At 59.6% G+C, this 12500-nt stretch carries 9 protein-coding genes; 3 read left to right on the forward strand and 6 right to left on the reverse strand.

What is annotated here, in order from left to right; genetic code table 11:
- Window positions 1-81: 81 nt before the first annotated feature.
- Both ACSW29_RS07550 and ACSW29_RS07555 read right to left on the reverse strand, forming a co-directional pair.
- Window positions 82-1335, reverse strand: coding sequence for a wax ester/triacylglycerol synthase domain-containing protein (locus ACSW29_RS07550; RefSeq protein ID WP_448276967.1), 1254 nt, complete (start codon window positions 1333-1335; stop codon window positions 82-84).
- Window positions 1336-1381: 46 nt separating this feature from the next.
- Window positions 1382-3046: a hypothetical protein gene (locus ACSW29_RS07555; RefSeq protein WP_448276968.1), complete on the reverse strand. Its 1665-nt coding sequence runs from the start codon at window positions 3044-3046 to the stop codon at window positions 1382-1384.
- 207 nt (window positions 3047-3253) lie between these two features.
- Here ACSW29_RS07555 and ACSW29_RS07560 point away from each other — a divergent pair, with 207 nt between their 5' ends.
- Window positions 3254-3844 (forward strand): DUF1109 domain-containing protein, encoded by a 591-nt coding sequence (locus ACSW29_RS07560; protein WP_317828270.1) that lies wholly within the window; start codon window positions 3254-3256, stop codon window positions 3842-3844.
- A gap of 200 nt (window positions 3845-4044) precedes the next feature.
- Window positions 4045-4536, forward strand: coding sequence for an FBP domain-containing protein (locus tag ACSW29_RS07565; protein ID WP_317828269.1), 492 nt, complete (start codon window positions 4045-4047; stop codon window positions 4534-4536).
- A gap of 147 nt (window positions 4537-4683) precedes the next feature.
- Here the strand turns inward: ACSW29_RS07565 and ACSW29_RS07570 are convergent, their stop codons facing one another.
- The 4 genes from ACSW29_RS07570 to ACSW29_RS07585 form a co-directional block, all read right to left on the reverse strand.
- The gene (locus ACSW29_RS07570) at window positions 4684-5424 is read right to left on the reverse strand and encodes an ABC transporter permease (protein ID WP_230816439.1); all 741 of its coding nucleotides are present in this window, start codon (window positions 5422-5424) and stop codon (window positions 4684-4686) included.
- Window positions 5421-6356, reverse strand: coding sequence for an ABC transporter ATP-binding protein (locus tag ACSW29_RS07575; protein WP_317828267.1), 936 nt, complete (start codon window positions 6354-6356; stop codon window positions 5421-5423). The genes ACSW29_RS07570 and ACSW29_RS07575 overlap by 4 nt, the downstream gene beginning before the upstream one ends.
- On the reverse strand, window positions 6356-6715 hold the full coding sequence (locus tag ACSW29_RS07580; protein WP_317828266.1) for a GntR family transcriptional regulator: 360 nt from the start codon (window positions 6713-6715) through the stop codon (window positions 6356-6358). The genes ACSW29_RS07575 and ACSW29_RS07580 overlap by 1 nt, the downstream gene beginning before the upstream one ends.
- Window positions 6716-10125: 3410 nt before the next feature.
- Entirely contained in the window at window positions 10126-10947 is an 822-nt protein-coding gene (locus ACSW29_RS07585) for a DUF2510 domain-containing protein (protein WP_448276969.1), read from the reverse strand.
- A gap of 697 nt (window positions 10948-11644) precedes the next feature.
- Between ACSW29_RS07585 and ACSW29_RS07590 the strand changes: the two genes are divergently transcribed.
- Window positions 11645-12331, forward strand: a complete 687-nt coding sequence (locus ACSW29_RS07590; protein ID WP_448276970.1) for an MspA family porin — start codon at window positions 11645-11647, stop codon at window positions 12329-12331.
- Window positions 12332-12500 lie beyond the last annotated feature (169 nt).

Genomic DNA, 12500 nt, shown 5'->3' on the forward strand with positions numbered 1-12500 from the left:
CAGTGGAGTTGTTGTCGAGACGTCTCGACAGTATCCGTTGCCCAAGCGGCGAGGTGCATCGGATAGTGGCAGTAGATCCAGTCAGTGTGCAGTGCTGGCTATTTCGTCGAGAGTCCGTTCGACGGCTCGGGCGATCTTGCTTGCAGGTGGGAGATGCTCGGCATCGGCCTGAATTCCGATCCAGAGTGTGTCGTTGTAGGACGCTGCGGTGAAGCCGACGCGGACATTGCCCGCCAACGGGCCCAGAGGCCAGAGTTCGACGAGCGCTGCCCCGTCGAGCGTGAGCGGGCCGCTCGGTCCATGGACGTTGGACACGACTGCACCGATCATGTGCTGCCGCTTTGCGAGCTTGTCGAAAATGCCGGCGATACGCGGTGACCGAAAGGTTGTTCCCGCAGCGCGTGCGGAAGGTTTGGCCGCAGCGGTTTGCTTCGCGACGATCGCGACTGTGCGTTGTGGGTCGGTTTCGCGAAGTGGGAGGTCGATGATCATGAACCCGACGGCATTGCGTGCGCTACCGATCGCTGTGACTGCGACGGGTACCGATACCGCAATCGACGTGGGGATGGGCTCGCCGCATTCTTGGAGGATGAATCGCAGTCCGCCGCCCACCGCAACGAGATAGGCATCGTTCAAAGTTCCTCCCGCTTGCTGCGCGGCATGCTCGATCAGAGAGGTGTCGACGTTGACGGACGAGATCGATCTCGTGGGACCAATGGCGCCCAGCAACACCCGTGATCGGATTGGCCGGTGCAGGAAAGTGCCGATTCGAAATCGGAGGAGGTCGAGGGAACCGGCGGCCTTCGGAGGGATGTTTGGCACGGGAGCGCCCGGGTCGATTCTTCTCGAATCAGGCGAGGCGAACAAGCGCTCGAAAAGGTCGCTGACTCTGGCGCCGTCGAGAACCGCGTGATGCACTCGGATGACGATGCCGCACAGACCCGGTCGAGCTGCAGGAACGAAGGCGATGTGCCACAACGGTCGCGTGGTGTCGAGGGGTTGCATCACAAGTCGACCACAGACGGCTTCGAAGTCGGGTTCTGTAGGCCCGCGTTCGTCAAGCGAGAGATGGAGGTCGAAGTCGATGTCGTTTTCCGTCCACCACCATGACCCGTTCCGCATAACCGGTCGTTGCCGCAGTAGTGGCTCCTGCGCGATGTGAGCGGCGAGTGTGCGGTGAAGTCGCACTAGATCAGGTCGACCGTCTCGATCGACGAAGCCACCCGGAGAGAGCAGTCCGGCAATAGTGACCAGGTACGGCTGGACGTGCATGCCGAGCTGGAAGCTCGCAGCGTCGACGGGTGATATCGGCACGTCGGGTGTGGTGTCGACCATCTGCTGAGCCTAATCGAGGTGACACGGTGGACGGCGCTGGCTTCGGCTAGCGGATCACCAAGTCGTGGTCGGTGGCGCTGAGCGTGATCGCGGCAATGTGGTTTCCGCGCATCCAGTCCTGCACGAACGCGTCCAGAGCGGGGTTCGATGCCCGATCCGCGTACGCGTCCGACGGGATCTCGATTGCCCCGACGAGGTGGCGCGGATCGGCATCGAGGCCGGATGCGCGGGGAGCCATCCGTAGTCCGTCGGCGGTGTGCAGGACGACCGGAAGAACCGTGCCATCCGGTGCAGTCACGGTTGCGGTCCGGGTGGTGGCGACCGGGTCGAAATGGTCCACGTCCAGTCGGTATCCGGACGGTTGTGCGTGCTGGCCGATCGCGTCGAGCATGCGCGGATCCACCACAGAGTACGGAAACCCGATGTCGATCAGAGCCTGACCGTCGATGGCACCGTCGCGGGCGGGCAAGGTCGTGGACAAGTGCCAGGGGGCAGCGGGGGACAGAGTATCCGTCGACCGGTCTGTCGGCCCGTTTTCGATCAGTGTGCCGAGGAGGGACGCGCCGGTCGGCGTGAACTCCCAAGCATCCCCGACGAGATCCTTGTGCCAGAAACCGGATTCGGCGCCGCGGCGGCCCTCGACACGCAACTCACGCCGGTTCGGGCCGGGACCGAGTGAGTGCACACTGATCGCGGATGTGACTTCACCGGGAATCTTGGGCTGGTGCACCCAGTCGGGCGCCGGAAGTTGGATCGCGGCGGTGCTGCGGTCCAGAGTTTCGGCCACGAGGTTGGGTGCCGACGGCTTGTCCGACTGATCTTCCCAGCTGTAGCGGAAGAAGATCGAGTCCGATCCCGAAGAATCGAAATCAAATGTGCGGGTGTACATGTCGCCGTACTTGTTCATCACGAAAGTGGTTGATCCGGCCGCCGACAGCGAGTCCGCCTGGAATCGCCCGCCGAGCGGGCCGCCGATCTCGTAGCTGTCGTCGTTGGGCAGCCACGGGTCTGCGTAGGTTATTCGGCTGCCGTCCGCGGTCAGCGTGGGGATCATCGTCATCTTAGCGAGCACGACGAAGTGAATCCGTCCTGCGATGTCGGTGAAAGTTTGATTGTCCCAAGGCGACGAGACGCTCAGTGCCCACCCGTTCGGCCGGTCTCCTGGAAGTTGTCGACCTGTGCCGCTCCACAGGGGCGCACCCCACGCTGAGGTCCAGTTCCATACCAGCGGATCCTGGGAGGCGTTGTCCATCGTGTAGATCCAGCCGTTGTCGTCGACCGCGACGAGTTCGTCGTCGTCCAGTGATATCCCGACCAGTCGTCCACGCAGGCACTCGGGCATCGGCACGAAACGCCACGGTTCAGCCGTTGATGCGCCTGGCTCTCGTGGCCGAGCGAGTAAGTCGTGGTCGACGAGCGCGAAGTCCCAGAAACGATTGAATTGGGTAGTTGGCGTGCGGATCTCGACCGAGCCGGGGGCGGTTGAACTGGTGAATGTCGGTAGGTTTGCCAACCCGACTCGACCTCCACCGGAGGGCGCACCTGGTGGCAGTTGGGCGGTTCCGAATGGTATGCAACTGGCTGGCCCGGGTTCGGTGGGCGCGGCGGCGGCGAGGGGAGTGGACCACAGGAGGGCGGCGGAGAGGAGGACGCCGACGCTCAGTAGTCGCGGTCGGCGCGGGTGCGAAACTCCACTCGCGGTCTCGTTCACCGTCCGATTGTCGCACGATTCGCGTTGTTTGTACGGATTGTGCAGATTGTCTATGTGTGCCGGTTGTGGCGCAGAGTGCCGATCGCTGTGGTGGATGTTGTGGGTGGAACGAGAGTGCTTGTACTGCAAAGGCGTTCGTCATGCAACTGAGTTTGCCATGACCTGCAGATACGGTGGGGTGATGAGAAGGCCGAAGTCGTTGGGTGAATGGTGGTAGCTGATCCTCCGGCGTCCGCCAAGCCCCCTGGGCCGATTCTTCTTGCCTTCACCGTTATTCCGCTTGTTGCGTTGATCCGCGAGCATTACGGTTGGTGGCCTTCGCCGTTCGGGGAGTTCAGATGGTTGGATCCCATCCTCGTCAGCGCTGTGGCTCTGCTCATCTCGAGCGTGGTCGGTCTGGTGTGGGCAATCCGTACCCTCTATGTCCTCGGCCAGGACCGACGGTGGTCGTGGTGGATCCTGCCCTCTCCGGTTGCCATTATCGCCGTGGTCGCTGCGGTGTTGTTGATGCCACCAGCAACTTTCCTCGACAAGAGCGGCGAGTTCGAGACCATCGCGATTGCTCTGCTGGAGCAGCCTGGATCGACTCTCGAAGAGCTCGAGATCGGCCAGTTCGATATCAGTAGTGCCCATGTCGTACGTCCCGGTGAGGTCTACTTCATCGACAACGACAGCATGTTCATCACCTCGAGTGGGCGGGCGTACGCGCCCAGCGGCCCACCATCGGGGTTCGATGATTTCTCCGCAACTCACCTCGGCGGACCTTGGTACGAGTTCACTGCGGTGTGGCGTGACTGATAAATCGAGTGGCCGGTGACGCTTGCCTCTAGCTACCATCGCGGTGTGGTTACGTACACGGTGAAGCCCCATGGGTGTGAGGGGGTTGTCGGCGTCGTCTTCGCCGGCGACAGATAGCGCACTTCGGACCCGACAGCACTTGGTGCTGATCGGGCCATGAGCTGTACCCACCTTCACCGAGCCACGATTGGTATACACCCATGATCATTTTGACCGATACATCTATCCGTGCCAGCCTCGTCAACGCGAGTCGCAAGGAGAAGTCCGATCTCACCTTGCCAGACGGCTTCGGCACCATCGACTTCGACGCTCTCGACTATCTGGGCTGGCGAGATCCCAAGATGGGCCGACGCGCCTACGCGATCGTCCCGACACTCGACGGGGAGACCATCGGAGTCTTGCTCGTTCAAGCGGAGGCCACTCCGCGGTCGCGCGCCCAGTGTTCTTGGTGCCGAGACACGCGACTTCCCAACGAGGTCGTCTTCTACGGCGCCAAGTTGGCCGGGCCCGCTGGTCGACGTGGCAGCACGGTCGGAACACTGATCTGCCGAGACTTCCAGTGCTCGGACAACGTTCGTAACGACCCCCCGCTCCCTTATGCCGGCTACGATGCCGCCGCTGCGCGCCAGGATCGGAAAGATGAACTGGTGCTGCGGGCTTCGAGTTTTGTAGAGCGGGTGGCTCGGCAGTAGAGCGGACAAATCGGGGTCTGGATAGCACGCTGTTGCGACGCTCGTCCCCCTTCCTGGCTCAGGGAGGGGGACGAGCTGTCTAGACGGTTTTGATCCGAGGAGCACTCCGAGACGGCGCGACATGTGGCGTCGCACATGATTGCGCGGTCACGGCGTTGCGCGACGCAATGTTGTCCAGGCTCCGGCGATGCAGGCGATGGCAAGAGCCAGGGGGAGTAGTGCCATCGGTACAACTCGGGTGGTGTCGGCGAACCACGAACCGATCGCCGGCCACCATCCAGCCCACGTGATCAGGATCGCTGACAGGCCGAGCAAGCCGAAAAGTCCGGTGAGGGAGGCGAGTAGGCCGGTGGTCCTCCACCGCTGGTAGATCGCACCTGTCAGCATTGCGATCGAACTGGTCAGCAGCAGCGTCGCGAACAGCGCGAGCAACTGTACGGCGGTGTTGTCGGTGAAATAGCGTGCGATGCCGAACATGCGCATGTGCACACCCCAGCCGTTGGTGGCGGACTCCACCACGGACAGCAGTTGCAGCGCAATTGCGAAGACTGCGGACTGTGCCAGCGCCATTACCGCTGTGGCAGTAAAGAACTCGCGTCGAGTCACGCTCAGTCCGAGCGCGAATGGGAACGTCTGCGTCATCGACTGGAGGTAGAACGCCAGCACGAAACCGTAAACCGAGAACACACTGCCGGTGAATCCTTCACCCTCATCGTTCCCGACGATCGCGTAGATAGTGAAGCTGATCAGGAACGAGATCAACAGGATGCCCACCGGCCAGGCGATCAGCAACGGCCACGCGACTGTGTGCAGTTGTAGGACGGAACCGATCCTGGACCGAGTGGGCGCCTTCGGGACCGTCCGTGGCTCTGTCGTTGTGATGCTCATGCGGTGATCTCCTTGCGCTGCGTCGAAGTCGCGATGACAAGTTCCTGCAAAGATGCCGGTTCCACTTGGACTCCCGCCTCCCGCAGTCGGATTCGCTCGGTCTCTGTCACATCGGCCTGCAACATGATTCGGCTGTGGGCGCCTAGTGTCTCCCGGCGCAGGACCCTGCCGGACGCGGCAACGGCATCCACCGCATCAATGGGACCGGACATCACTACGGCGCGGCTACGCAGTGCATCCGCGTCCTCGTCGACGACAATCCGGCCGCCGTCGACGACAATCACGTGCTCGAGCAGATTGGCTACCTCGTCGATCAGGTGAGTCGAAAGCACCACAGTGCGAGGATGTTCGGCGTAATCGGCAAGCAGACGATCGTAGAACAGTTGGCGTGCAACGGCATCGAGGCCGAGATACGGCTCGTCGAAGAGCGTGAGCGGTGCACGGGAAGCAAGCCCGATGATCACGCCCAATGCTGACCGCATGCCGCGCGAAAGCTTCTTCACCTTGCGGCAGAGGGGAAGTTGAAAATCGTCGAGCAGTGTCTCGGCGAACGCGTGGTCCCAATTCGGGAGTAGATGGCCGGCGGCGACGAGTACGTGCTTGACCTTGAGGTCTTCGGGGTACGTCTGGCTTTCCTTGACGAAGCACACGTTCGCCAGTACGTCGGCATTCTCGAAAGGGGCAGCCCCGAATATCTCGACGTCGCCGCTGGTGTGCAGGTCCTGCCCGGTCAGTATCTGCATGATCGTGGTCTTGCCTGCGCCGTTGCGGCCGAGCAGGCCGTAGATCTTGTTGCGGCTGATCTCGAACGAGACGTCCGCGAGCGCGTCGACGTCCCCGTACTTTCTGCCCACCGAGCGCATCGAGGCGACGAGTTGAGTTTCGTCGAAACGCCTGACGTGGGACTCGCTCGTTGTCGTGCTTGCGTTCATCAGTCCGCCTTCCGGTCGTCCAGCATGGATTTGAGTTCGTCGAGGGAAATCTGGAGGCGGTCGGCCTCCGTGACCAGCGGCTCGATGTACTGGCGTGCGAACGCTTCTCGGCGTCTGAACCTGAGTGCATCGCGGGCGCCGACAGTGACAAACATTCCGATTCCGCGTTTCTTGTAGAGAATCCCCTCGCCCACGAGTTGATTGAGGCCCTTGGCTGCAGTGGCCGGATTGATCCGGTGGAACGCCGCCAGTTCGTTGGTCGACGGCACCTGCCCGTCTTCGGGTAGTGAGCCGTCGATGATCGAACTCTCGATCTGCTCGGCGATCTGCTGGAACAGTGGTCGTCCGTCGTCGATCACGATGATCGGCGCTCGGTGTTCACTGGTTCATTACTCATGTAATGAACCATAGAACGTCGTGGGGCATGTTGGCAATGAGATCGCGGAAACTGGCATCGATGACTTGGGTCTCCGAGCGCTACCCATCGGGACATTCATCGCAGAGGCTGATGGAACAGGCTGGTTGCAGACCAGCTACGACTTCCAGATCCCCGACCACGCGGTCGAAAGCGCAACCTCGAGTACGCCACCGTCAAGGTCAACAAAGCCAACCGAGGCAACAGCGGTGGACAGTTCCGCCAGTGGTCGCAGGGGCGACGACCCCGCGGGTCCTTGCACCACAGGCATTGAACTTCTGCGGAACCGTGGAACGCCCGTTGTAGGTGGTCGACCACGGGACTGGGCACCTTCGGCTGGCCGGTAGCTATCCCCTCAAAGAATTCGGGTACCTCGTCGAAGACGGCAACTATGTCGCGGGGGTCATTCTGCTTGGACGTTGCAAATGGGGAGTTCGCTATGTGTTGACGCAAACACCCGTCAGAATCGGCAATTCGCCACCCAACGTGAAGTAGGCGAAACCCGCAGCCTCGGTTTCGGGGCGTAACCCGCAGTCGTAGAACAGAAACCGGACCGCACGCCGCGGTCGGGCCCCTTTTCGTCAACCCAAAGACGGAATCGCATCCACCGCAAGTAGGGACTTAGCGCCCCGTTTTGGTGTTTCTGTACTGATTCGCAATCCCGATACGTACGCTTCCGGCCAGGGAATCGGACACTCGACCAACAGGGGTATCTATGCCGAATGTGACAGTGAAGTTCGGGGGTTCAGACCCGGAAACAGCAGACCTCGCACGCCGGGCACTGCAACCAGTACTCGACAGCATCTACCGCACATACCGCAGGAAACCACTCCCATTCGTCGAAGCCGCACTGAAACGCGCAGGCCGAGGGAGCTTCTCACAAGCAGGAATTGAGCGATTCGCCAATTACATTTCAAGAGGCGACCGACCGATCCTCACCAAATAGTGCGGCCGCCCGTGATCAGACCGAAGACCGCAGCGCTTCCATCGGCTACCTGGTCGACGACCTGAAATGGTCGGCGCCAACTAGGTACAGGTCCATCGTGGTCAACATCAAGCGACAGCTCCCGCCCGCGTCCGGGATCGGTAGCTGCCTCAACGTGGCAAGGGCACTCGAGCCAACAGACGTATTCGATCACCCGGAGCTGAGAATGCTGTTTGAGCAGATGCACATTAAATCGACCTCTGTGTGAATTCTGCTCACGGTGCACACTTGCGTGATCAAACCGGCGTCGCTGGGACATTCGGTTGCTGATCCTATTCGGGGCGGCCTCGATCGACTATTTGGGACCTGTCAAACACAATCTTCCCTTCCTGCCCAGGAAGGGAAGATTGTGTTTGTGACCACCGCACGATCCGCGCATCTGCTGATATGCAGGTTTCAGGCAGAGCTGAAACTGTCATCCACATGCGGTCGGCCGATCTTCTCTACAAGTCGGGGGCGGTTAGTGGCCCTGCGCCTTCTAATGAGAAGGGGATCGTGGAACCGTTCGCCATCGCCACGATCACGTTGACGATAGCAAAGAGGACGTTATTCATTTCAAATTCACCTCCTCTCTCCGTCTAGAGCCCGGCAGCATTCGCTACTGCATACAGGCCAGAGGTCCTGCTATCGAAATTGGGACCTGCAATGTAAGCAGGCGAGCCTGGACCGAATGAGGTGACTGTCCTGATATATCCGAGGCCATTCGAGGAGTTGTAGTTCACCAACCAAGGTCCACCAGAAGCACCTCCGGCAAAGTGCACACTTTCCGGAAAAAGACCTTGCCGTTGGCCGGCGCATATGTGGTTGTCGGTGTGACCGCCGCAGTTATCAGCCCAGAGTTAATATCGTTCTCTGTCTGAGTAGCTGCTCTACCTGTAGTGTCGTGGCTTGGCTCCTCCATGTCCGGCGATGGGTCCGTCGGACCCATCGGGTCTGACAAGGACACCGCGGGTGCCTCGGCATTCAGTGGTGGTTTCTTCTCCTCCGAAGGTGTCGAAGTTTATTCTGGTGAGATTTCTACTACACCTTAGACGTCCATATCCACCGGGATTGCGTTTTCCATACGCTCTGGAGTCCAATATTCGTCCAACGCCATCTCTGTATACTCTGGGCTGTGCTGCTTACTGGCGGGGACACCGTTAGCGGACATTTTTCGCAACATCCTCCGGGATGTAGATCTGTGCCTCATCGCTGGAGACAACACTCGTCGAGGTGTTTTCCTGCGCCGCGTCCGATTTGGGAGTTGCGTGAGAAGCCGTAGCTCCGAATGTCATAACCAGGGAAGACGCTGCAATGCTTGCGAGGAATAAGGTTTTGACTCTGGACACGTACGGCCTTCTATCGAATTGGGGCCAACCTGCCGGTTTCTTGAGGTCTTCGGGAAGTTGGCGCGACGCTAGTGTGACAGTCCTCGAAACTGGGGTATTTCTTCGAGCTTTATCCGGCTCTCCGGATCTGGAGTGTATGAGTTGATCCACGGATGATCCGAGCAGGCAAGATGTAGGTTGGTGAGGGTTTTTAATGTGCTGACCGATGGTCGTGCATTGGGACTTACGGTTAGGGCTGTCCGGTACTGAGAAAGAATACGTACTTGATGCTCTCCGAAGGTGATTTTTGACGGACTTGGGTCTTTTCACAGTTGTGATTGTGAGAAAAACTGCATTCTTGCGTGAGTTGTGGTCCCCGGCGTCCGGGTGCGCTACGGCAGATCGGTTTTAAAAACTTCAACTGATAAGCGCGCGGAGCCCGAGCAGAGACAGTTTCCAACCCCATTGGTTGGTAGTCGCGCTCGAATCACTGATGGACGGCAAACGAACCGAGGTACCGGCAACCATCGGCTTCGAGGTCGACAGCACTCTCCTGACAGTGCGCGCAATGGACACCGATTTAGGCCGGGTCACGACCTGTCGGACGGCATCAATGAACTGCAGAATTTCGAGACGCGGTCCTCTATCACCCCCCATTCGCGTTGGATTCACATTGACTGATCACTGAATGGAGGAGGTTGTGTACCTGCGGTGTACCTGTCACAGGATTTGGGACCCATACAAGCGAAGTGCGACTGCCCCAAAAAGGGCTCTGAACTGCGGAGAATCTGTGGAGCCGACGCCGGGAATCGAACCCGCGTATTCCGCTTGGGAATGTGACTGAATGGCGTTGCCCCAGGTTGGTGGGCTTGCACTGCGGGGTGTTTCGAGGGGATTCAGGGTGCTCGTTGCATCTGTGTGTACCTGTCGGTGTTCAGATGCGGTTGTCGGTCTGGCATGCATTGGCGTCATTCAAACAAGTCAGCGACAGCCGGAAGATCTGGCCGCTACGGGTAGCTGTCGTTCCCGGCTATTTATGAAACCACCGCCCCACGCGTCGATCTAGCGAATCACGCGCACTGCGTGTGCAATGAGGAATGGCTTGCGCAGCGCTGAGTCGAATACTTTCGCTCCATTGAGGAATGGGCGGCGAACCTCCGCATAGATCGCAAGGTTGCTGCCAGGTTCGACGTTTCCAAGTTCAGGTCTCAAGCCGATGATGGGTACGTCGACGGAGTTCAGACTCCAGCTGACTATTGGACCGAGGTCGTGCCAGCTGACGGTGGCGTCGAAGTAGGTGCCACCGCCAGCGGTTTCGTATCCTGATGGAAGTCCGTCGACCTTGCCATAGAGAACAACACGCGAGCCCACATAAGGGTACGGATACTCTACGAGGTTCCCTGACGGATGCATTATCTTCTTGAATTCGGATTCGTCCAGGGTTCTGTAGCTGTTCAGGTCGCCGAGGGACGTATCTCCGACTGTGGGAAGAGCTGACGCGAGACTTTGTGGGTCTGTGGGCCCTTCGACGGTCTTGGTTGCTTCGGCAGTTGAGCTGCCGCTGGAATTGTTCGCCAGAATTGAGCCGAAGAGTCCGACCACAAAGATCAGTCCGGCAATCCAAAGGACGGTGAACTGCTTCTTTTTCGGCGCCGTAGCAGTCTTCGACGTACTGAGGCTATAGGCCTGTACAGAGCTGTAAGAAGGCGCTTGCCAGTGACCGGAATTTGTTGGACTCGGAGATGCGATCTGTGTCGCCTCTGAGGTCGTGGCGCCATTTGGGCGATTCGAGGCTGGCGCCCACCGATCGGACCACTCGATGCCATCCCACCAGCGGAGAGACGGCGAATTCGGGTCGGGGTACCAACCGGGTGGTTCCTGCATCGGTCCTGCACCGGGTGGAGTCATGTGTTAATCCTCAGTCCTGAGGGCGAAGGCATTGCCAGAATCTAGCACCATTTGCAATCCCGTTATGGACTGCTGTCCGCCGCTAATGGCTCTTGTGCGTTTCTGTTATCGGAATGCAGGTTGTTTCGAATCGCCACAAAACTGATTTCGAAGCGACCCAAAGCTGAATTGGTTCGCGGTCAGACTCCACGATCGGTCTCGGCGTGCGCTCGATTGAGACAGTCCATGTCAACGAGAAGCACTCATGCTCGGATAGCCCGCAGAGCGCTAGTCCTTGACAATTGTGACGTTAGGACACCGACCGCCCCCTTGGGACAGACGCGATTACGTCTGCCACGGGCCGAGCGTTTCCGGTACGTCCCGCCAGTGATCCCGCACCGGTAGCGGTACACGATGCCTTCGACTATCGCTCGCGTCTCGGAGAACGGCCGGAACGCAGGGGCGCTACCGCGTGAGCCAAACAGGAAACGTGATGTCGGACACGTTGTGACAAGTTCCCCCCATGCAGGTCGGCCTGCTTTCGTGATGTGTCTGTTATTGGAGTTTCGAGGTATTTCGGCTCCGGGGCATTTGGAGGTGTGGCGGCCAAACGGGACGATTGGTACTGTCCGGTAACTTGTTCAGTTAGTTATCGGTTACCGTCAGGTTGCCGTTCGAAGCTCGGGAGCAGTCCATGGGAATCGGTCAATCGAATCGCGCAGCACGTCCCTGTGTGAAGTCTTTGGTTGGGGCTGTAAGTGTTTGTGCTGCAAGCGTTGTCGTAGCAGGGATCGTCTTCGGTGGAACCGCCTCGGCGGCCCCGACGGCGTTGGCAGACAAGTATGCGAGCACGGTCACCGATGACGGATGGTCGTTGGATCTTGCGGCTACCAAACTTTCGGCGAATCCGGTGCCGAATCTGGCGACGACGGCGTTCACCCGTGAGGGGTTCGTGTCGGCGAAGGTGACCGGCACGATTGGTGGTGCGGGCGATTCGGCGGTGAAGACCGGTTATGTGGAGCAGGGATTGCAGATCGGCTGCCAGATCGATGTTTCCTCTGGACTTGGCGTGGGGCTTGGCTTTTCGCTCGGTCCGTCTGTCGGTGTGAGTATTTCGGGTGTCCCGTCGGCGAGCGTGGGTGTGAATGCGTCGGTGAATCCGAGTATTCAGTCGACGATTGCGCCGGGCACGATCACGACGATTCCGTTGGGGAAGAAGGATCTCGAGTCGTCGACGGCGTCGATCACTGCGGAGAACGTGCACGTGAAGGTTGATGCGTGCATGGGGCCGGTGACGATCCGCTCGTACGCGCAACTCTCGGTGTCGACGACGACGTCCGACAACACGTTGTTCGTGTACTCCGATCCCACCTGGCTCTGACCTCTGATCCCGGGGCGGTCACGCGGGGATATCTGCTCGACATCCGCGCCTCAACTGACTGTTTTCTGACTTCGTTGTGCGCCTTGACATCGACTTAGCGCGCCATTCGATCTTGTCGCATTCAGATCCTCTCTGAATTCATCTGTCCTGCTGCCGTTCTCGTTTATTA

The organism is Rhodococcus sp. GB-02, from assembly GCF_053470465.1.